This window comes from Mesorhizobium sp. M2E.F.Ca.ET.219.01.1.1 (genome assembly GCF_004016445.2).
Lineage (GTDB): Bacteria > Pseudomonadota > Alphaproteobacteria > Rhizobiales > Rhizobiaceae > Mesorhizobium.
This window is the reverse complement of sequence record NZ_SADT02000004.1, coordinates 19,028-40,726: the sequence shown is the minus strand read 5'-3', so window position 1 is coordinate 40,726 and position 21,699 is coordinate 19,028. Positions and strand designations below refer to the sequence as shown.

Sequence of the window (21,699 nt, the reverse complement as noted above, 5' to 3'; positions counted from 1 at the left end):
TCACGGGGGCGATTTGCGGCTGTTCAGCCAGGCGTGAACCGGCAAGGAAATGGCGTCGGGGCGCCGTTAAATCCGCGTTAAATCGACCGGCGAAGATGATATTCTGTCGCCGCGTTCGAAATTCGGAGGGGCGGCGTGCGCATCCGGTTGCTTGGCGGTCTCGAAGTGACTTCCGCAGAGGGTCAGCCTGTCCGCTTCGCAACGCGCAAGTCCGCGCTGCTTTTTGCCGCCCTGGTTCTGGCGGGTCGCCGCGGCCACCATCGCGAACGGCTTTGCGAAGGATTTTGGTCGGGACGAGGCGATGCGCAGTCGCGAAACAGCTTGCGCCAGGCCCTTGCAGACATCAGGCGGTGGTTTCCCGCAGCCGGCAACGCGGCCATTTCTATCGAGGGCGACCAGGAAACGGTCGCGCTGACGGCCGGTCCGGACGAGACCGATATCTGGCTCTTCGAGCGCAAGCTCGCTGAAGGCGGGACAGCGGAACTCGCCTTTGCCGCCGACCTCTACGGCGGCGATGTGCTTGCCGGTGAAGTCATTCCCGACGGTCTGGATGAATGGTTCATCCCGTATCAGGTCAGATACCGGCAGAAGGCGCTGCAGTTGGTGGAGCGCCTGAGCCTCGCGCTGGCTGAAGCCGGGACCGCGGATGAAGCAGCCTGCGAACGGCTGGCGGAAAGACTGCTCGCCTCGGATCCGACCGCGGAGGCGGCGCATCGGGCGCTGATGCGGATCCACACCGCCAGGGGCCACGAAAATGCGGCGCTGCGCCAGTTCGAGGCCTGCCGCGCGCTGCTGAAGAAGCATCTGGGCGTGGAACCCGAGGCGCAGACGCTGTCACTCATGGCGTCGCTGCAAATGCGGGGCGGAGATCGCCAGACTACGTCGACGCACGACACCGTCCAGCCGGCCGAGCCTGCCTCCATCCCCGCGAGGCCACATGACCAGCCGTCGGTGGCGGTGATGCCCTTCGACAATCTTGGCGGGGCGGACGACGAGTATTTTGCCGACGGCGTCGTCGAGGAGATAACGGCCGCGCTTTCGCGCGTGCGCGACTTCTTCGTCATCGCGCGCCAGTCCGCCTTCACCTACAAGGGACGCTTCGTCGACGTGCGTCAGATCGGCAAGGAACTCGGCGTGAATTACGTCGTCGAAGGCACGGTACGGCGGGGCGGTGACCGGCTGCGCATTTCCGTGCAACTGGTCGATACCGAGACGCGGGCACAATTATGGTCCGAGCGCTACGAGGGCGCGATCGAGGACGTTTTCGAATTCCAGGACAGGATCGCGGCGCAAGTGGCCGGCGCCATCCATCCGGCCATCCGCGGCGCCGAGATCGAGCTGGCCAGGCGCAAGCCGCCGACCAACCTGCGAGCCTATGACCTCGTCATGCGCGCCTATCCGAACATTTGGGGCCGCCGCAAGGACACCAACGAACAGGCAATAGAGCTGCTCAAGAAGGCGATCGCCATCGACCCGGCCTATGGCCGCGCGCATGCGCTCCTGGCGTGGTGCCACGCCTCGAACGCCTCGTATCTGTGGGTCGAGCACCCGGAAAACGAGTTGGAAAAGGCGCGCGCGGCGGTGGAAGCCGCGAGCTCGATCGGCGATGATCCGACCGCTTTGGCCGCCGCCGGTTCGGCATTGAGCATGTGCGGCGACCAGGAGCGCGCCGCCACCTTCATCGAAAGCGCGCTCGCGCTCGATCCGAACAATGCGTGGGCCTGGGCGCGGCAGGGCTGGATCGCGACCTACACGGGCGAGGCTGCCCGCGCGCCGGAGCACTTCCGGCAGGCGATGGCGCTCAGTCCGAGGGATCCGTTCGCATTCAGCATGAGACTGGGAATGGCCACCGCCATGGCCAAGACAGGGTCCCTTCCCCAGGCTGTCGCGATTGCCCGTGAGGTCATCGCCGCCCATCCCGACATCATCATGTCCTATCGGTACCTCGCCGCATGGTCGGCGATGAGCGGCGACCTGGAGGCCGCACGCTGGGCTGCGCAAAAACTGCTTACTGCCCAGCCGGACTTCACGATCGAACGATACCGATCTCTACCTATTCTTCGTAGCACACCGGAATGGGCGGACCAGGTGGTCGAAGCCTTGAAATTGGCAGGATTGCCCGAGCGCTGATCACTTCCACTGGCAGGCCGGCGGCTTTCCCTTCCGGCATACCGTCCTCGAGTCGGCGCGCGGAATGCCCGAGCGAGCGTAGCCATCGCCGGACAACCCGTGGGCTGAGGCATCGAAGTACTTGAACCCTTTTCCGAAAACTTTCGAAACGCTTAGTATGCCCAACATGCAGGGGACTCGCGTCGCTTTCGGTCCGTTCGTGTTCGATCCCGACATCGGGGCGCTCCTAAAAGAGGAGATCCCGATCGCCGTTGGGCATCGTGGGCTGATGCTGCTCGCCGCGCTTACGGCACGGCCCGGTGATATCCTGACCAAAGCCGAACTGATGGACGCTGCCTGGCCGGGCGCCGCCGTTGAGGAGGGCAACCTTACCGTCCAAATTGCGATACTAAGAAAAGCTCTTGGTCCCGCCGACAACGGCGGTGAGTGGATAGCCACGGTGCCGCGCGTCGGCTATCGCTTCACCGGAACTGTCGAGCCGGTGGCGAGCGCATCCAGCAAACCGATACTGCGGTCCGGCAAGCCATCGATCGCAGTGCTGCCTTTTACCAATTTGAGCGGCGATCAGGACCAGCAGTATCTCAGCGATGGCATAACCGAGGACATAATTACGGAGTTGGCCAGGTTTCGCTCTCTCCTTGTCATCGCGCGTAATTCATCTTTTCAGTTTCGCCATCCGACAGTGGACAATGGTGAAGTCCATCGCAAACTTGGAGTTCGCTACCTCGTCGAAGGCAGTGTAAGAAAGCTCGGCGACCGCATTCGGATCACTACACAATTGATCGACGCGGCCACCGGCACCCACCTGTGGGCCCAACGGTACGACCGGGCCGCCGACGACATCTTTGCTTTACAAGACGAGATTGCCGCTCTTATCGCCTCGATTGTCGAAGGCCAGGCCGAGGCCGATTCGACGAGCCGCACCAGACGCAAGCCTCCAGCCGATTGGGGTGCCTACGATTACTACCTGCAGGGGCGCGCGCACTTCCACCAATATGAACTGGACAAGTCCGAGCCGCTGTTCGTTCGGTGTGTCGAGCTCGATTCGACCTTCGCTCAGGGCCACGCCTTCCTCGCCCAGGCCCTTGTCGGCAGGTTCTGGTACGACAATGATCCGCGGACGCTGCAAAAGGCCTGGGATTCAGCGCGAACGGCGCTCGCTCTCGACAGGAGCGATGGCGTCTGCCACCAAAGCATGGGGCTGGTGCTAACTCACATGCGCCAGCATAGCGATGCGGGAATGCATTTCGAGCGAGCACGCGCGCTGAACCCGCTAGACGTCAACATCGCAGGGGATTACGCAACGGCGGACGGGCCGAGACGGCGCTCAACGTGCTCGAAAGTGCCCTACTGCGCGACCCGTTACCTCCGATATGGTTTTGGGAGGTGAAGGGCAGCTCCCTTTTCCTGCTTGGAAGGTACTCGGAAGCCGTCGGATCGTACCAGAAGGCCGGCGACCACTTCTTCGTTCACGCATTCCTCGCAGCGTCATACGCACATTTGGGCGAGATGGAGAAGGCGCGTGCTGAAGTCGAGGAAACGCAGTCAAGGAAACACGACGTGACTGTTCGACTGATTTCAGGTCTCCCGTTCGCCGATCAAGGCGCTCTTGAGCTTTTCGCGTCAGGCTTCAGAAAGGCCGGCTTTTCGGCGTGAACGCCACCGCCGTCGCGCTCGGCCTCAAGGCCAACTGGAAGCAGTTTTCGCTGCTGGCGCTCGGCATCACAGCCCGTAGTCAGGCGGCCACTTCCACCGGCAGGCCGGCGGCTTTCCATTCCGGCATGCCGTCCTCGAGTCGACGCGCGGAATGCCCGAGCGAGCGCAGCGCCGCGACAGCCTCGAAGGACATCACGCACCACGGGCCGCGGCAGTAGGCGATGACTTCCCTGCTGGCATCGGTGCCGGCCGACCACGCCTTGATTTCGCCGAGCGGAACGTTGATCGCGCCGGGCACATGGCCGAGCGCGAACTCGTCCGCCGGGCGCACGTCGATCAGCGTCACCAGCCCGTCGCGCATCAGCGCCTGAAGCTCGTCGCGCGTGACCGGCCGCATGTCGTCGCGCGCATCGAAATAGCCGCGAACGATGCGATCGACCTCGGCAAGCCGGCGTTCGGCAACGCCGCGCACCGAAGCGAAGGCGGAAAGCACGCTGTCATCGGCCAGCGAATAATGCACGAACTTGCCGTCGCGCTCGGCCAAAACGATGCCGGCACGGCGCAGCGACTGGAGATGCTGCGAGATGTTGGCGACCGGCTGGCCGAGCTTCGCGGCGAGCGCGTCGACGCTGCGCGCGCCTTGCGCCAGATGCTCGATCATCTCCAGGCGCAACGGATGCCCGAGCGCCTTGGCGACGATCGCGAACTGTTCGTAGAGCGCCTGCTTCGGATTGCGGATTGACATCGGCCTTTCTGAGACGCATCGTCATTCACCAGAACGATTGAATGACGATTTCGACCTGCTGTCAAGCGAAGCGGCTTGCCCGCCGCTCAGTTGCTCGCTCGGAGGAGAAAGCGATGATTCTCAGGCAGTTCCTGCACACCGATCCGGTCGCCGCTTCCTATCTGTTCGGCTGCGGCGGCAAGGCGTCCGCGGCGGTCGTCGATCCGGTCGGCGACATCGCGCCCTATGTCGAGGCGGCGCGCGCGACCGGTATGCGCATCCTCTATGTTGTCGACACGCATATTCATGCCGACCACATTTCGGCGGGACGCGCGCTCGCCGAGGCGACCGGCGCCGAATACATGTTGTTCGAGGGCGCGGAGGCGGACTTCCCGTTCCGGCGCGTCAAGGACGGCGAGGTGCTCGGGCTCGGCAATGTCACGGCGACGGTGATACACACGCCGGGTCACACGCCGGAGCATCTGAGCCTTCTCGTCACCGACCGGACACGGTCGGCCGAACCCTGGTTCGTGCTCACCGGGCACACGCTGATGGTCGGCGATCTCGGCCGCACCGAGCTTGCTTCCAGTGCCGAGGATGGAGCGCGCGCGCTTTTTGCCAGCGTGCGCCGGCTGAAGGAACTGCCCGACCATATCGAAGTGCTGCCCGGCGCCTATTCCGGCTCGGTCTGCGGCCGCTCGCTGAGCGGCAAGCCTACATCGACGATCGGCTTCGAGCGGCGTTTCAACAAGGCGTTCCGCATCGAGGACGAGGGTGAGTTCATCGCCGCCATGACCGCCGACATCCCTCCCCCGCCGCCGGAGGCCGCCCGGACCCGGGCGCTCAACGCCGGAGCGACATCTTGAGCGCAGCGGCGCCCGCCGTCGCGCTCGGCCTCAAGGCCAACTGGAAGCAGTTCGCGCTGCTGGTGCTGATCAACGCCTTCGTCGGCGGCATGGTCGGCATCGAACGGACCGTCGTGCCGCTGATCGGTGCGGAGGAATTCGGCGTCGCGTCCACCACGCTCGTCACCTCCTTCATCGTCAGCTTCGGCGTGGTCAAGGCCTGCGCCAACCTCGTCTCCGGCCAGCTTGCCGACACATGGGGCCGCAAGCGCGTGCTGATCCTCGGCTGGCTGTTCGGCCTGCCGGTGCCGTTCATCATCATCTGGGCCCCGAGTTGGAGCTGGATCGTCGCTGCCAATGCGCTGCTCGGCATCAACCAGGGTCTCGCCTGGTCGATGACGGTGATCATGAAGGTCGATCTGGTCGGGCCGAAATCGCGCGGGCTTGCCGTCGGCCTCAACGAGTTCGCCGGCTACCTCGCCGTCGGCGTCACCGCCTTCCTCACCGGCTATCTCGCCGGCCGCTACGGGCTGCGGCCGGTGCCGATTTATCTCGGGGTCGGCTATGCGATCCTGGGTGCGACGCTATCCATCCTGCTGGTGCGCGACACGCGCGAGCATGTGCGGCTGGAACTGGCCAACCACCCAAAACAGGCTTCACCGCTCAGCTTCCGCGAGATCTTCATGCTGACCTCGTTCGGAGACCGCAATCTGTTCGCCGCTTCGCAAGCCGGCCTGGTGAACAATCTGAACGACGGCATGAGCTGGGGGCTGTTCCCGCTCTTTTTCGTGGCCAATGGGCTGGGCGTCGAGCGCATCGGCATCCTCAAGGCAGTCTATCCGGCGGTGTGGGGCATCCTGCAGGTCGCGACCGGGCCGCTGAGCGACCGCTGGGGCCGCAAGGGCCTGATCGTCGCCGGCATGTGGGTGCAGGCGGCGGGACTTCTCTTGACCGCCCTGACGCGCGATTTTGGCTGGTGGCTGCTGGCGAGCCTGCTGCTCGGCCTCGGCACGGCGATGGTCTATCCAAGCCTGATCGCGGCGGTTTCGGACGCCTCTCATCCCTCCTGGCGGGCGCGCTCGCTCAGCGTCTACCGCTTCTGGCGCGACCTCGGCTATGCGATCGGTGCGCTGTCGGCGGGTCTCATCGCCGACTTCTTCGGCTTCGCCGCGGCGATCGGTGCCATCGCGGCGCTGACGTTCCTGTCGGGCGTAGTCGTCGCGCTAGCGATGCGCGAGACGCGTGCCGCCGTCCAGTCTCCGTAAGGTGATGGTTAACGCAGGCTCCAAACAAGGTTTCCGTTTACGATATCGTAAGCTTGTTGCTGCGAGGCATTCGCCGGTCCGCTACAATCGCGGCAGTTGAATTTTCCTCGAGATCGCGCATGAGCAGCCCCAACCGCATGCCGTGGGTGGACACGGCAAAAGGCCTTTCCATCATCCTGGTGGTGATGATGTATTCGGCATACAACACCGGTGAATACACCGGCGGCGTCGGCTTTCTGCACTATGTCATCGGCTTCGCGACGCCCTTCCGGATGCCGGAATTCTTCCTGATCTCGGGCCTGTTCCTGTCGCAGGTGATCGACCGGCCGTGGCGGCGTTATGTCGACCGCCGCGTCATCCACTATCTCTATTTCTACGTGCTGTGGGCACTCATCTCGATCGGGCTGAAGATCGGCCTCTTCAGCCGCGACCCCGCCGGCATGCTGCACGACCTCGCAATGGCCGTCGTCCAGCCTTATGGCGTGCTGTGGTTCATCTACATGCTGGCGGTCTTCGGGATCGTCATCCGCCTGCTGCGCGAATTCAGAGTGCCGCACTGGATCGTCTTCCCGATCGCCGCCGCGCTGCAGATGTGGGCGCCGAAGCCGGACAGCTACGCGCTCGAGCAGTTCGCGGCCTATTTCGTGTTCTTCTATCTCGGCTTCGTGCTCGCGCCGCTGATCTTCCGGCTGGTGGCATGGACGCAAGCTCGTCCGGCGCTCGCCGTGGCCGGCCTGCTCGTCTGGGCGCTGGTCAACGGGCTGCTCGTCTATTCGCCGGGCTATGCCATGCAGCCGGTAGGCATGCAGATGGGCCTGGCGGCATGGCCGCCGCTGCATCTTACGCTTGCCGTGGCCGGTGCGGTGGCGCTCTGCGTCGCCGGTGGCTTCCTGTCGAAGTTCGCCTCGATGGAATGGCTGCGCTGGCTCGGCGAGCATTCGCTGGTCGTCTATGTCGCCTTCACCATCCCGATGTCGATATTCCGCGGTGTCATGCTGGCGAGCGGCCTCCTGACCGACACCGGGATGCTGAGCCTTGCCGTGCTGCTCGTCTCGGTCGTCAGCCCGGTGGTGCTCTATTTCATCGTCAAGCGCATCGGCTTCGGCACCTTCCTGTTCGAGCGGCCGGCCTGGGCGCATGTCGACCAGCCGAACGCCGCGAAGGCACCCAGCAAGCCCATGCCGCGACCGGCGCGCGAAGCGGCCTGACCGCGCCGCCCTTTCCGCAAGTCCGTTACTTGCCGCGCTCCAGCGTTTCACCGTTTCGCGGAAACGGCGAACCGCTCTATCTCCTCGTTTTTACGCAATTCCGGACGGAAAACCGCTCACACTTTTCCTGGAATTGCTTTATGTCCCGGACGTTTTGCGGCCTTGATCTTGCCACTGCTGCCGCCACCACAGAAGAAGCAGCCGCCGCCATCGGATTCCAGGCCTGACACGCCGGAGGGCATCGCCAGTTCCTGCAGCACGTCGCCCGTGTCGGGATCGACGCGCACCAGGTCGCCCTCCTCACCCTCCCAAGTGGCATGCCAGAGCTCGCCGTCGACCCAGGTGACGCCGGTGACGACGCGCTTCGATTCGATCGTGCGGATCACCTTGCCCGTTTCAGGATCGATCTGATGGATCTTATGCGCCCGGTATTCGCCGACCCAGAGCGAGCCCTCGGCCCAGGCCATCCCTGAATCACCCCCGTTGCCGGGGGCAGGAATGGTTGCAACGACCTTGCCGATCTTCGGGTCGACCTTGTGGATGCGATCCTCGGCGATCTGGTAGAGATACTCGCCGTCGAAGGCAGTCCCGGCATGCGAGGCGACATCGATCGAACGCACGATCTTGCCGCTGTCGGGATCGAGCGCGTTCAGCTTGTCGCCGCTGGCGAACCAGACATGTTTGCCGTCATAGGTCACGCCGTTGACGCGGTCGATGCCGGGGAACGGTCCGTATTCGCGCAGGATCTCGGCAGCGGCTCGTTTCATTTTCGATCTCCATTCCAATAATGGCGGCAGACTAGTCGGTCGGCAGCGGACCCGGGAGTAACAAGACAGTCGGGAATCCAGTCACCGGCGGCATCATCCAACGGCGCGCCCGGCCGCGGCCGACCGCCTGCACCTTGTCCTGCGTCGACAGCTCTTCCAGCGCCCGCTGCACGGTGCGCGCGCTGGCGCCAAGCGCGATCGCCAGGGCCGAGCTCGACCAAGCCTCGCCATCGGTCAGGAAGGCGAGCACCGCGCCGTGCTCTTCCTCGACAGGCGGCGCCAGCACGACGACTTCAGTAGCGTCGAACGGCGTGAGCGTGAATCCGGCTGTCGTGGCGTTGATTTCCGCGAGGGCGGACAGCTCGGCACGCAGCCGCCCCATCTCGACCCTCAGCCGCGCGCGATGCGATTCATCGGCGTGTCTTGCCCGGAAGGCGCGCCTCAGCAGCGCCTCGCGTGAGGCATCCGCCGGCCAGGCTTCGGCAAGCGTGCGCGCCAGCGCGAACAGCACCGGCCTTGTCGCCAGCGAAACGACCGCGTCGGCCAGCCGGACGGCGTTGCGCGAAGCATCGACGACGAGCGCACCCGAGGTCAGCAACGCTTCGACCTCGTCAAGCAGCAGCTCTTTCTCTGTGCCTCGCGCGATCAGCCGGCCGACCGGCGTATTCATAACCAGGGACGCCGCTTCAACCTCCGCCTTCAAGGCCGGGATGTTAGCTTCGTAAGCGGCCAGCGATGCCCGGCCGAAGGCCGAGCGCGCCGCCTTTGTCCTCAGGCGCCGGACCGCGATGCCGGCCGCGGCCAGTTCATGCGCGACACGCGCGACCGGCGGCAGCGGCGCCGGATCGAAATCGGAAAGCAGGCGCTCGGCCTCGTCGAGCCGGCCGATCAGGATGAGGCGGCGCGCCTCGAGGCTGCCGGCATAGGCGGCGTTCAGCCGGTCGCCATGAGCGGCAAGCGTGGCGCGGGCGGATCGCAAGGCCTTCTCCGGCCAGCCAAGATCGCGCGAGACCAGCGCGATCTCGGCCTCGGCGACGACGCAGCGCGCACGGGCGACGATCTCCCTCGAACTGAAGGCGCGGGCGGCGTCCTTCAGCAACGCCTTGGCCTTGGCGAAATCGCCGAGCTGCGCCATCGCGATGCCACGCAGCGCCAGCGCCGGCGCGTCGTCGCGCAGGGCGACGCGCTTCAAGGCGCCGAGCGGATCGCCCGCGGCAAGAGCGCGCCCAGCGGCGTTGATCAGCGAGTCCATGCCGCCGTCTCAGGGTGCGCCGGAGCAAATCGCGTCACACTTGTAACTCTCACCATCGAACCATGCGGCCTATGTCTGTCCCTGTCACCCCCAACCAAACCCAAGAACGGGACAAGAGCAATGACCCAACACATGAAGACACCGCCGGTCGTTTCGCAGGAAGCATGGGTAGGCGCGTATGAAGAGATGCTGGTGAAGGAAAAGACCCTCACTCGCGCCCGCGATGCTTTGGCCGCCGAACGCCGCCGCATGCCGTGGATGGAAGTCAAGACGGACTATGTGTTCGAAGGCCCGAACGGCAAGGCGAGCCTGCTCGACCTCTTCGAAGGACGCCGCCAGTTGATCGTCTACCGCGCCTTCTTCGAACCGGGCGTCTATGGCTGGCCCGAACATGCCTGCCGCGGCTGCTCGCTCGGCGCCGACCAGGTCGGCAACCTCGCCCACCTCAACGCCCGCGACACCACGCTCGCCTATGCCTCGCGGGCACCGCAGGCCGACATCCAGCGGTTGAAGCAACAGATGGACTGGAAAATGCCCTGGTACACCATCACCGACAGCTGGGATAAGGATTTCGGCGTCGATCAATGGCACGGCCACAACGTCTTCATCCATGACGGCAAGCGCATCTTCCGCACCTATTTCGTCAACAACCGCGGCGACGAGGCCTTCGGCACTGTCTGGAGCTATCTCGACGTCACGCCGCTCGGCCGACAGGAGGTGTGGGAGGATTCGCCCGAGGGCTACCCGCAGACCCAGACCTACAAGTGGTGGAACTGGCACGACAATTACGAAGCGGGCGCCGCCCCCGACCAGAGATGGGTCGAGGTCTCGGATGCCGGCGAAGCGGCGTTCCGCAACAAGAGCGCCTGAACGTGAAGCGACTCCGGCGGCGCGAACCGCGCCGCCGGAGCCGATCACTTCGCCCTATTCCTATGAGCTTGAAAACCTGCCCTCAGAAGGTGGCTATCATGAGCATTGACTCCCCTCGCCCGACCGGCCTGAGCGGCTTCGGCCTCGCCGACTGGCTGTGCCTCGCCGCGGCGCCAACCTTCGCCATGATGGCGCTGCTGACGGCCGTCTATGACGCCCACGACATGATGTGCATGTCGGGCGCCTCGGTGCTCGGCGGCATGACGCCAATGTATCTGTTGATGGCCGGCTTCCATCTGGCGCCATGGCTGCGGCTGGTGGCCAGGCGCGGGTGAGACTGACGAGATCGCCGGATTCGATTTCAGGTCCGGCCACGCTTGTGTTTGGCCTGCAGGATGGACTCGACAAGCTCCTGGTCCTTGAAAGGTTTCGCGAGCAAAGGAACATCGGCCGGCAGATCGCCGATCACCTTGGTGTCGGTATAGCCGGTAATGATGACCGCGGGCCATTCTGCCTTCAGGTTGCGCGCAAATCGGATCACGTCCAAACCCGACACGAGCGGCATGGCGAAATCAGTGACGATCACGTCGAAATCCCGCGGAGCCTTCTCGATCCTGGCCAGTGCCTCGGCACCGCCGGCGGCGCATGTCACCTCGAAACCGCTTTGCCTCAATGACGCAGCCGTCAACTCGCGCAGCGCATCGCTGTCGTCGACCAACAGTATGGACGGCCGGGCGCCGTTGCCTTCAACGCGAGGCCGACTGACCTGTCCCTGCTCGATCGATCGGGCCGGCCGCTTCAACGATCGCGGCAGCCACAGCTGCATCGCAGTGCCTCGCCCTACAACGCTCTCGATCCGAAGTGTGCCGCCTGACTGCTTTGCAAACCCGTAGACGGTGCTCAAGCCAAGGCCGGTGCCCTTGCCGACGGGTTTCGTCGTGAAAAAGGGCTCTATGACCTTCGCCACGAGATCGGCCGGAATGCCCGAACCGGTATCGATGACCGAGATGACGACATAGTCGCCAGCGCCCAGTTCGTCGGAACGACCGTCGATCGTCCGATTTTCAGCGCGGATCGTGATCGAACCGCCTGTGGGCATTGCGTCGCGCGCGTTGAAAACGAGGTTCATCAGGGCAAGTTCGAGCTGGCTTCCGTCTACCAGCACAGGCCAGACCGAGTCGTCTATGTTCCATTCGAAACGAACCAGACCTCCAAGCACTGGCGCGACGAGCCCGTTCAGCGGCTCGACGAGTGCTGCCAGTTGCAAAGGTTCGGGCTTCAGATGTTGACGCCGGGAGAAGGCGAGCATGCGATTAACGAGGTCGGCGCCCTGCTTGGCCGAGCGCCTTGTTAGGTCGAGCACTTTCTTCGCCTGCTCATCGAGCGCGGTGCTGCGCTCGAGCAGGCCGAGCCCGCTGAGGATCGTCGCAAGCAGATTGTTGAAGTCATGGGCTAGTCCGCCGGTAAGCTTGCCGATCGCGTCAAGACGCTGCGCCTTGAGCAACCTGTCTTCGAGCTCGCGCCGCTCGGTGATGTCGAGCAGCGTGCCGACAATCTCGTCCGTGTTGTCCACTGGATTATGGGAGATGACGCCCTGGTCGAGGAAGCTTCGGTATTTGCCGTCCGCGCACTGCCAGCGGAACTCGCAGCTGTAGGAACCGGCCGCTTTTGCGCCGCGAAGAGCGGCTTCGACATCGGACAAGTCGTCCGGATGCACACGGCTCAGGCCGAAGCCGGGCTCGGACGTCAGCCGCTCGGGAGAAAATCCTGTCAACCGCTCGATCCCGCTGGTGACGAAGCGGGCGTCAAAAGGCGGGTCTAGTGACCGGGCATGAAAGCAAACCGGGATCGATTGCAGTATGGCTTCCTGCCGCTGCTCCGCGGCACGCAGCGCTCGCTCCGCCTCGAGCCTCGACTTTTGCGACTCCAGCGCCTGCTCCAGCAGCGTCTGCTCCACGATCGCCTTACGCTGGATTTCCAGGGTCTTCTCGTGCAATTCGACGAAGACGGCCACCTTCGAACGCAGCATAACGGAATCGAAGGGCTTGAAGACGAAATCGACCGCACCGGCATCGTAGCCGCGCAGCATATGCGCTTCTTCCTTGTTGATCGCGCTCAGGAAGATGATCGGGGTGCGTCTCGACTGCTCTCTTTGGCGGATCAATGAGGCCGTCTCGTATCCGTCCAATCCCGGCATCAGCACGTCCAGAAGGATAACGGCGAACTCTTCCTTCAGAAGAAACCGCAACGCCTCCTCGCCCGACTGAACGCAGACAACCTCGCCCACTCCTGCCAAGACTTCGCTGATCGCCAGGAGATTGCGATCGTCATCATCAACGGCGAGGATGCGCGCGCCTTGCGCCACCTCTGACAAGGCTGCGCGCTGCTCGGTTTTGATGTTCACTATGCTTTGCATTGGCAACCCATCACATGGCCGCCACGAGCTTCTCTGCCGGCTGTGCGTGCTGTCTCGATCGCCCGATCCAGACACGAAGCAGCGCCAGCAGAAGGTCAAGATCCACAGGCTTGGCTATGTAATCCGAAGCACCCGCATCAAGGCACTTCTGCCGATCGCCCTTCATCGCCTTGGCAGTCACCGAGATCAGGGGGACATGCGCGATTGGGGGCGTGCCGCGTATCTGCCGCATCGTCTCATAGCCGTCCATCTCAGGCATCATGATGTCGATGAGGGCGACGTCCATGTCTGGATTTTGCTGAAGCAACGCGATGCCGTCGCGACCCCGCTCGGCATGCAAAACCTGAATACCATATGTTTCGAGCACGCTGGTCAGCGAATAGATGTTGCGGATGTCGTCGTCCACGATGAGGACTTTGGCGCCGGCAAGATCGGTCTTATCCGGTCGTTGGGAGGGCGCAGCCCCATTGGTGTGACCGTCCCGCGGCACGGTCGCAGACATCAGCAGCGCCAACTGGTCAAGATTCTCGGCACGGGCAACATCCGCCAACTGCGGTTTGAGCCCGATCAGTTGCTCCAGGGCCTCCGGATGTGGTGCGAAGAACACGAGCTTGGCTGACAGGCTCTCAAGCGACGCCGCGATCTCCTCAATCATCTTCGCGTTGTCCTTGCCCGACCTGCCAAAGCCCAGCACGATCGCGTCATAGATGTCGAAGTCTATTCCCCGACCGTTTGCGGCGATCCTACCGACAGGCGTTACGGAAGTGACGCCGTCGCGGGTCGCTTCGACCAGGGAAAGCCGCCGCTCGGGATCGGCATCCACGATCAGGACATTGCGCTGGAGGCGCAACTTGCTCGAACGAATGTCCTCGAATACCTTCATAAGGTCGTCCGACGATACCGGCTTGGTCGAGACGCTGGCGGCGCCACTGCGCAACAGGCCAGCCGTATCTTCCGCACCCGAGATGACATGTATCGGGGTGCCCGCGGTCTTGCGGTCGTGCCGCAGAAGATCGAACAGCACCCAGCCATCTATGTCCGAAAGGCCGAGGTCCAGCGTGATTGCATCCGGAACCAGCTTCCTCGCCAGCGCCACCGTCCCGGAGCCCGCGGTGGACAACACGCCTTTGAGGCCCGCCGAACGCGCCATACCCAGCAACAGTCCCGCAAAGGTAGGATCGTCCTCAACAATCAGCACTACCCTGTCTTCGGGCGAGAGGACATCGCGATCATCGATGAGTTCCGGAACGGAAACACCGGCCGCGGGAGCCAACACCTCCTGTTCGGCAATCCCGGGCTGCGGAACGGCTCTCGGACCTTCGACGGGGATAACGAGCGTGAATGTCGAGCCCCTGCCTGGCGTGCTTTCCACCCTCAGCTCGCCTCCGAGCAGCCGGGCGATTTCACGACTGATCGACAGGCCGAGCCCTGTGCCACCGTATTTGCGGCTGGTGGTACCATCGGCCTGCTGGAAAGCTTCGAAGATCAGCTTCTGCTTGTCCTCGGGAATGCCGATGCCGGTATCGGTGACCGCGATAGCGAGCGCCTTCGGCGCCTGAGCGCCGTTCCGCCGCGCGGTCTTCTCCGGCCTGAGTGTGAGGCTGACCTTACCGCTCGACGTGAATTTGAATGCGTTCGACAACAGGTTGAGGACGATTTGCTGCAGCCGCTTTTCGTCGGTGCGCACCGTCTCCGGAAGTCCCGGGTCAAGCTCTATTGTGAAGCCCAATCCCTTGTCGGCGGCCAACTGGCGGAAAGTGCGCTCCATGTGCTGGCGCAGATGCGCCAAGGGCATATCGTTGATCTCGACGGAGACGGTGCCGGACTCGATCTTCGATAGATCGAGAATGTCGTTGATAAGGCTGAGCAGGTCGGTCCCCGCCGAATTGATGGTCCGGGCAAACTCGACCTGCTTGTCGTTGAGATTTCCCTGTTGGTTGCTGGCCAGGAGATTCGAGAGAATGAGCAGCGAGTTCAACGGCGTGCGGAGCTCGTGGCTCATATTGGCCAAAAATTCGGATTTGTATTTGGAGGTCAGGGCGAGCTGTTCGGCTTTCTCCTCAAGAGCCCGCCGAGCCATTTCGATTTCGAGATTCTTGTTCTCCACCTGCTTCTTTTCGTTTTCGAGCAACTGAGCCTTTTCCTGCAGTTCCTCGTTGGTGGCGTGCAGCTCTTCCTGCTTCTTGGTCAGTTCCGCCTGGCGCGCCTGTAATTCCGAAGTCAGCAATTGCGACTGTTTCAGCAGCCCTTCGGTGCGCATCGTCGCCGCTATCGTGTTGAGCACGATGCCAACAGATTCCATCAGCTGGTTGAGGAACGACTGGTGCGTGTCGCGGAATTCGCTGAAGGAGGCAAGTTCGATCACCGCCTTGACTTCGTCTTCGAAGAGCGCGGGCAGGATGATGACGTTGGCCGGCGTGGCGTTGCCGAGGCCCGATGTGATGCGCAGGAAGTTCGGCGGCACATTGTCGAGGACGATCGCGCGCTTGTCGGCGGCGCTTTGGCCGACTAGGCCCTCGCGCCAATCAAGGCGCTGTTTCATCGCCGACTTGCTTTCTGCGCCGTAGGACGCCGCGAGCTCGAGATAGGACTCGTCTTCTTCCCGGTTGGTCACATAGAACACGCCGTATTGCGCATTCACCAGCGGTGCCAGCTCCGACATAATCAGACGCGACACCGTCGCCAGATCGCGCTCGCCCTGCAGCATGCGCGAGAACCGCGCCAGATTTGTCTTCAGCCAGTCCTGTTCCGCATTCTTCAGCGTCTGATCCTTGAGGTTGCGGATCATCTCGTTGATGTTGTCCTTGAGCGCCGCCACCTCGCCTGAGGCCTGGACGCTGATGGAGCGCGTAAGATCACCCTTCGTCACCGCGGTCGAGACTTCCGCGATGGCCCGCACCTGGGTGGTGAGGTTGGCTGCCAGCTGATTGACATTGTCGGTCAGGTCGCGCCAGAGCCCTGCCGCGCCCGGCACGCGAGCCTGGCCGCCGAGCTTGCCTTCGATGCCGACCTCGCGCGCGACGTTGGTCACCTGGTCGGCAAAGGTGGCGAGGGTCTCGATCATGCCGTTTATGGTATCGGCCAGCGAAGCGATCTCGCCCTTGGCGTCGACCGTGAGCTTGCGGCGCAAATTTCCTTGCGCCACCGCGGTCACGACATCCGCGATGCCGCGCACCTGATTGGTAAGGTTGGTGGCCATCAGGTTGACATTGTCGGTCAGATCTTTCCAGGTGCCGGCAACGCCCTCGACGCGGGCCTGGCCGCCAAGCTTGCCTTCGGTGCCCACCTCGCGCGCCACGCGCGTCACCTCCCCGGCAAAGGAGTTCAGCTGATCGACCATGGTGTTGATCGTCGACTTCAGCTCCAGAATCTCGCCCTTGACGTCCACGGTGATCTTTTTCGACAGATCGCCGCGTGCGACGGCGGTGGTCACTTCGGCGATGTTGCGCACCTGACCGGTTAGGTTCTCCGCCATCGAGTTGACGTTGTCGGTGAGGTCTTTCCAAGTGCCCGCGACGCCGCGCACCTGGGCCTGGCCGCCCAATTTGCCCTCGGTGCCGACCTCTCGGGCGACACGCGTCACCTCGCCGGCGAAGGAGTTGAGCTGGTCGACCATGGTATTGATGGTGGATTTCAGCTCCAGGATCTCGCCTTTGACGTCGACCGTGATCTTCTTGGAAAGATCACCGAGCGCGACAGCGGTCGTCACCTCGGCGATATTGCGGACCTGGCCCGTCAAATTCGCGGCCATGGCATTGACATTGTCGGTCAAGTCCTTCCACGTGCCCGCCACACCGCGCACCTGCGCCTGCCCGCCCAGCTTGCCGTCCGAACCTACCTCGCGCGCGACGCGCGTCACTTCCGAGGCAAACGAGTTGAGCTGGTCGACCATCGTGTTGATGACGTCCTTGATCTGCAGAATCTCGCCCAGAGCATCGACCGTGATCTTCTGGGTAAGGTCGCCGGTCGCGATTGCCGTCGCGACCTTGGAGACGTCACGCAGCTGCACCGTGAGATTGCCGGCCATTGCGTTCACGTTGTCGGTCAAATCCTTCCAGGTGCCGCCGACGCCTTCGACATGGGCCTGACCGCCGAGCTTGCCTTCCGAGCCGACCTCGCGGGCCACGCGCGTCACCTCCGAGGCGAAAGAGTTGAGCTGATCCACCATCGTGTTGACGGTGTCCTTCAGTTCCAGGATTTCGCCCTTGACGTCGACCGTGATCTTCTTCGACAGATCACCGCGCGCGACGGCCGTGGTTACCTCGGCGATATTGCGCACCTGGCCGGTGAGGTTTGCCGCCATCAGGTTGACGCTGTCCGTCAGGTCCTTCCAGGTGCCGCCGACGCCCTTCACATCGGCCTGGCCGCCAAGCTTGCCCTCGGTGCCGACTTCGCGGGCAACGCGCGTTACCTCCGACGCAAAGGAATTGAGCTGGTCCACCATCGTGTTGATGGTGTCCTTTAGCTCCAGGATTTCGCCCTGGACGGCCACGGTGATCTTCTTCGACAGATCGCCAGACGCGACCGCCGTCGTCACTTCGGCGATATTGCGAACCTGCCCGGTCAGGTTCTCGGCCATCGAGTTCACATTGTCCGTCAGATCCTTCCAGGTGCCCGCGACACCACGCACTTGAGCCTGGCCTCCCAGCTTGCCCTCGGAACCGACCTCGCGCGCCACGCGGGTCACCTCGGAGGCGAACGAGTTGAGCTGGTCCACCATCGTGTTGATGGTGTTCTTCAGTTCGAGTATCTCGCCCTTCACATCGACGGTGATCTTCTTCGAAAGGTCGCCGAGCGCGACGGCCGTTGTCACCTCGGCGATGTTGCGGACCTGGCCCGTAAGGTTCTCGGCCATCGAATTGACGTTGTCGGTTAGGTCTTTCCAGGTGCCCCCGACGCCTTCGACGCGCGCCTGACCACCGAGCTTGCCTTCGGTGCCGACCTCGCGCGCCACGCGCGTCACTTCCGAGGCGAATGAATTTAGCTGGTCCACCATCGTGTTGATGGTGTTCTTGAGCTCCAGGATCTCGCCTTTCACATCGACGGTGATTTTCTTCGACAGGTCGCCTGAGGCGACGGCCGTGGTGACTTCGGCGATGTTGCGGACTTGCCCGGTGAGATTGGTCGCCATGGCATTGACGTTGTCGGTCAGGTCTTTCCAGGTGCCGGCCACGCCCTTCACCCGCGCCTGGCCGCCGAGCTTGCCTTCGGTGCCCACTTCGCGGGCGACGCGCGTCACCTCCGAAGCAAAGGACCCCAACTGTCCGACCATCGTGTTGACGACCTTGCCGATACGGAGGAACTCGCCTCGCAGAGGCCTGCCGTCGATCTCCACCATCATCGTTTGCGACAGGTCGCCCTTGGCAACTGCACCGATGACACGAGCCACCTCCGTGGTCGGTTGGACCATGTCCTCGATCAGATCATTGACGGAGCGGACGCTTGTTTCCCAGCTGCCCGTGGCATTGCGTACGTGGCCGCGCTCGCCGATCCGCCCGTCCTTGCCGACCACCCGGCTCAGCCGATCGAACTCGCGCGTGACCTGATCGTTAATCTCCACGATCTGGTTGAAGGTGTCTGCGATATCTGAGTCGAGGCCTTCATAGACATTGTCGATGCGGACAGAGAAATCACCGCGCCGGAAGGCCTTGAGCGCGTTCAAAATCTGGCGGCGGTCCAATTGCGACTTGGATCTCAGCGTACTCACAGCGCCCCCTCACAGCCCCGGCTGACAACGACGGTCGTGAATGAAAATGCCCCTCGCGGCCAAATTCCCGCGAGAGGCAGAACGCGCGACCCGTGGTTCGGTTCCATTGTAACGGGCGGCGGATCTTTGTGGGTGCATGGCGAACAGTCGGGCGCCATCCCCTCAATCCGAAAGGGAGACCGCCGCCCGGTGGGGGCCATTGCGCGCCAAGCTGACGTCGGCCAGGGCGACACCCTCACTTTACCACGGAATAACCCACCGCATTGCCTTCCGCGCCAGCCATGATGGCGCTGCTGACGGCCGTCTATGACGGCCACGACATGATGTGCATGTCGGGCGCCTCGGTGCTCGGCGGCATGACGCCAATGTATCTGTTGATGGCCGGCTTCCATCTGGCGCCATGGCTGCGGCTGGTGGCCAGGCGCACCAACGGGATTTGACGCAAGCGCTCAGCGTTCCCGTTACGTTGCGTTTAGCTCTGCCATGTAGAGAATTCGGCATGCGGAGGCGGCGTCTGAATGCTGGACAACTATGAGGCGGACGAATTCGGCGTGATCCACCAGATCGACTTCACGCCGATCAAATACGACAAGAAATACATTTCCTACTACGAGGACCTGAGCGACCGGACCATCAAGCTCGGCTATCAGCGGCTTGGCTGGGTGCTTGGCATCACCGGCGACATTCCGCGCTCGGTGCTCGAAATCGGATACGGCACCGGCACATTCATCGAAGCCGCGAAGATCACCGGCGTTGCCGATTGCGCCGGCTGCGACATCGCCGAGTTTCCGCTGCCCCAGGGTGTCCGCTTTGTCGATTGGGACGAGGCGCTCGCCGGCTCGTGGGATCTCGTCGCCATGTTCGACGTGCTCGAACACATCCCGGATCTGAGCTTCCTCGCCCGCCTGAAGACCCGGCACCTCGCCGTCGCCGTCCCTTATTGCCGCTGGCGTGAGCTCGGCGCCGATGGCGACGCCTGGTTCAGGACCTGGCGCATGCGCCTACCCAACGAGCACCTGCACCATTTCGACCGAGAGTCGCTGGTGGCGCTGCTCGCGCATAACGGCTTCGACTGCGTGACCCTGAACGGATTCGAGGACGGGATCAGGCTGCGGCCCGGAGAAGCCGGCCCGAATATCTTGTCAGGCTTCTTTCGAAAACTGTAGAACGGCGGTTAGCCGACTGGTCCGCCTCGCAGCGACACCGACCTTGGCGGGTGATGGCGTTGGTTACGGCCGCTTCGGCGGCCATGACATGATGTGCATGTCGGGTGCATTGTTGCTGGCCAGGATGGATGGCAGGACGGGGCGCCGTTCAGCTGCCCCCGCCAATTCGGAGAAAAACGGTCGACGGTCGCTGGTTACCCCACGTTGCTTAGACGGAACCCATCGGTAAGCATGCTCTCGTTGGGATCGATCGGACCCAAATTCTTCACGACCCGGAATCGACCGCTCTGCGCCTCAGCAATGTACATGTTCATGCGAACATGGTGCTGTCCGGGAACCATCTCGGCCGGACCGCCAGAGCCTTCGCTGATCCGGACGTGGTCAAGTGCCCGGATAACCGTATCGCGCTCGACACTGCCCGCTTCCTTAACCGCTGCTTCCCACATCTTGATTGCCCGGTAGTGGCCGGTGCACCCGCTGCCCGCCGTCAAGGTGGCGCCTCCAGGGAACCGTTCGCTGTAACGGCGCAAGAGCGCGCGGCCGAACGGTTCGTCGAGTTCCTGGTAGTAGTCGAGGCAGCTGTAGAGGCCCTCGATCTGCTCGGACGGCACCAGATTGAAGAAGTTCTCGTCGAAGTAAGTGCAGACGATCCTGCCGCCGCGTTTGCCGAAACCGGCCTTGTGCAGTTCTTCGAGAAACGGCGTCAGGCCCGGCGGCACGATGGTGTTGAAAACCACGTCGGCGCCGCTCGCCATGATCTGCTGCACCGTGCGCCGGAAATCGACGGTGTCCAGCGGAAAATACTCCTCGCCGACGATCTCGCCGCCATTGGCGCGCACCGCCCGGCTCGCGGCTTTGTTCAGCAAATGGGGCCAGATGTAATCGGCCGACGGCAAATAGAATTTCCTGGCTCCGGTGGACTGCATAAGCCACGGGATCAGAGGCTCGACCTGCTGCGCGGGCACGGGACCTGTGCAGAAGATCAGCGGATCGTTTTCCTGTCCCTCATACTGCTCGGTATAGATGTAGAGCGTCCTGCCACGGGTGACCGCCTCGCTCTTGATGGCCAGCCGGGTCGAACTGTAGATGCCGCCGACAACCACATCGACCTTGTCGACATCGACCAGTTTCGCTGCCTTTGCCTTGGCGACGCTGTCGATCGTTTCTCCATCCTCGATGACGAGTTCCACCGGCCGGCCGAGCAGCCCGCCTTTGGCGTTGATATCGTCAACGAGCATTGCGGTAAGGTTCGCGTTTGCGATGCCCATGAAAGACAATGGGCCTGTCAGCTCGGCGATGAGGCCGATCTTGATGGGTTTCGGATCCATTTGAAATCTCCGATTGCGGGTTTCGTGTTCTGGATTTTGTCGAGCGCGCCGCCCCCGCCGACGGCAGGCGACGCGCGGCGTTGATGTCAGGCCTCGTAGTGGCCGAGCAGCAGCGCCGCCTGCGGCTTGCCGACATGGCCGGCTTCCTGAAGGATCGCCGGCACCTCCGGATCCGACACGAAATTCTTCCAGCCCTCGGCGTCCCAGTCGAAGATCGCCCAGACGCGGTCGGGTTCGCTCGGGTCGCGGAACACGGTCGCGCCGTTCGAGCCGTGCAGCCGGCGCTTGTCGGCGCCCTTGGTTGAAAAGATACGGATGAAGTGGTCGACGTCCGCCACCTTGGTCGTTGCAAGAAGCATCGGATT

General features: G+C 63.2%; 14 protein-coding genes and 2 pseudogenes. 9 read left to right on the top strand and 7 right to left on the bottom strand.

The window, feature by feature from the left end; genetic code table 11:
- The first annotated feature begins 135 nt into the window (after positions 1 to 135).
- Together EN862_RS20205 and EN862_RS20200 are read left to right on the top strand one after the other, a co-directional pair.
- Entirely contained in the window at positions 136 to 2,130 is a 1,995-nt protein-coding gene (locus EN862_RS20205) for a BTAD domain-containing putative transcriptional regulator (RefSeq protein WP_127867674.1), read from the top strand.
- A 157-nt stretch (positions 2,131 to 2,287) separates the two neighbouring features.
- Entirely contained in the window at positions 2,288 to 3,520 is a 1,233-nt protein-coding gene (locus EN862_RS20200) for a winged helix-turn-helix domain-containing protein (RefSeq protein WP_245519652.1), read from the top strand.
- Between the two features lie 345 nt (positions 3,521 to 3,865).
- On the opposite strand, the gene EN862_RS20195 is transcribed toward EN862_RS20200, so the two are convergent.
- Entirely contained in the window at positions 3,866 to 4,531 is a 666-nt protein-coding gene (locus EN862_RS20195; RefSeq protein ID WP_127867673.1) for a metalloregulator ArsR/SmtB family transcription factor, read from the bottom strand.
- A 113-nt stretch (positions 4,532 to 4,644) separates the two neighbouring features.
- On the opposite strand from EN862_RS20195, the gene EN862_RS20190 reads away from it, so the two are divergent.
- From EN862_RS20190 to EN862_RS20180, 3 genes are all read left to right on the top strand, one after another.
- Positions 4,645 to 5,376 carry an MBL fold metallo-hydrolase gene (locus EN862_RS20190; RefSeq protein ID WP_127867672.1) on the top strand — a complete coding sequence of 244 codons (732 nt, stop codon included), beginning with the start codon at positions 4,645 to 4,647 and terminating at the stop codon, positions 5,374 to 5,376.
- A complete protein-coding gene (locus tag EN862_RS20185; protein ID WP_245519651.1) occupies positions 5,373 to 6,620 on the top strand; it encodes an MFS transporter in 1,248 nt (415 codons plus the stop codon). Before EN862_RS20190 ends, EN862_RS20185 begins: the two co-directional genes overlap by 4 nt.
- A 119-nt stretch (positions 6,621 to 6,739) precedes the next feature.
- Positions 6,740 to 7,828, top strand: coding sequence for an acyltransferase family protein (locus EN862_RS20180; protein ID WP_127867670.1), 1,089 nt, complete (start codon positions 6,740 to 6,742; stop codon positions 7,826 to 7,828).
- Between the two features lie 116 nt (positions 7,829 to 7,944).
- Here the strand turns inward: EN862_RS20180 and EN862_RS20175 are convergent, their stop codons facing one another.
- Positions 7,945 to 8,595, bottom strand: coding sequence for a DUF5074 domain-containing protein (locus EN862_RS20175; protein WP_127867669.1), 651 nt, complete (start codon positions 8,593 to 8,595; stop codon positions 7,945 to 7,947).
- 31 nt (positions 8,596 to 8,626) lie between these two features.
- On the bottom strand, positions 8,627 to 9,847 hold the full coding sequence (locus tag EN862_RS20170) for a helix-turn-helix domain-containing protein (RefSeq protein WP_127867668.1): 1,221 nt from the start codon (positions 9,845 to 9,847) through the stop codon (positions 8,627 to 8,629).
- A gap of 120 nt (positions 9,848 to 9,967) precedes the next feature.
- On the opposite strand from EN862_RS20170, the gene EN862_RS20165 reads away from it, so the two are divergent.
- The gene (locus EN862_RS20165) at positions 9,968 to 10,717 is read left to right on the top strand and encodes a DUF899 family protein (RefSeq protein ID WP_127867667.1); all 750 of its coding nucleotides are present in this window, start codon (positions 9,968 to 9,970) and stop codon (positions 10,715 to 10,717) included.
- A gap of 146 nt (positions 10,718 to 10,863) precedes the next feature.
- A pseudogene (locus EN862_RS20160) lies at positions 10,864 to 11,052 on the top strand (hypothetical protein); the annotation flags it as partial.
- 26 nt (positions 11,053 to 11,078) lie between these two features.
- Here EN862_RS20160 and EN862_RS20155 read toward each other — a convergent pair.
- Together EN862_RS20155 and EN862_RS20150 are read right to left on the bottom strand one after the other, a co-directional pair.
- Positions 11,079 to 13,208, bottom strand: a complete 2,130-nt coding sequence (locus EN862_RS20155) for a response regulator (protein WP_245519650.1) — start codon at positions 13,206 to 13,208, stop codon at positions 11,079 to 11,081.
- The gene (locus EN862_RS20150; protein WP_245519649.1) at positions 13,144 to 18,840 is read right to left on the bottom strand and encodes a HAMP domain-containing protein; all 5,697 of its coding nucleotides are present in this window, start codon (positions 18,838 to 18,840) and stop codon (positions 13,144 to 13,146) included. The genes EN862_RS20155 and EN862_RS20150 overlap by 65 nt, the downstream gene beginning before the upstream one ends.
- A 260-nt stretch (positions 18,841 to 19,100) precedes the next feature.
- Here EN862_RS20150 and EN862_RS36265 point away from each other — a divergent pair.
- Together EN862_RS36265 and EN862_RS20145 are read left to right on the top strand one after the other, a co-directional pair.
- Positions 19,101 to 19,280: pseudogene (locus EN862_RS36265) on the top strand (hypothetical protein); the annotation flags it as partial.
- 78 nt (positions 19,281 to 19,358) lie between these two features.
- Positions 19,359 to 20,006 (top strand): class I SAM-dependent methyltransferase, encoded by a 648-nt coding sequence (locus tag EN862_RS20145; RefSeq protein WP_127867664.1) that lies wholly within the window; start codon positions 19,359 to 19,361, stop codon positions 20,004 to 20,006.
- Positions 20,007 to 20,200: 194 nt separating this feature from the next.
- Here the strand turns inward: EN862_RS20145 and EN862_RS20140 are convergent, their stop codons facing one another.
- Positions 20,201 to 21,334, bottom strand: coding sequence for a substrate-binding protein (locus tag EN862_RS20140; protein ID WP_127867663.1), 1,134 nt, complete (start codon positions 21,332 to 21,334; stop codon positions 20,201 to 20,203).
- An 86-nt stretch (positions 21,335 to 21,420) separates the two neighbouring features.
- The gene (locus tag EN862_RS20135; RefSeq protein WP_027024197.1) at positions 21,421 to 21,693 is read right to left on the bottom strand and encodes a hypothetical protein; all 273 of its coding nucleotides are present in this window, start codon (positions 21,691 to 21,693) and stop codon (positions 21,421 to 21,423) included.
- Positions 21,694 to 21,699 lie beyond the last annotated feature (6 nt).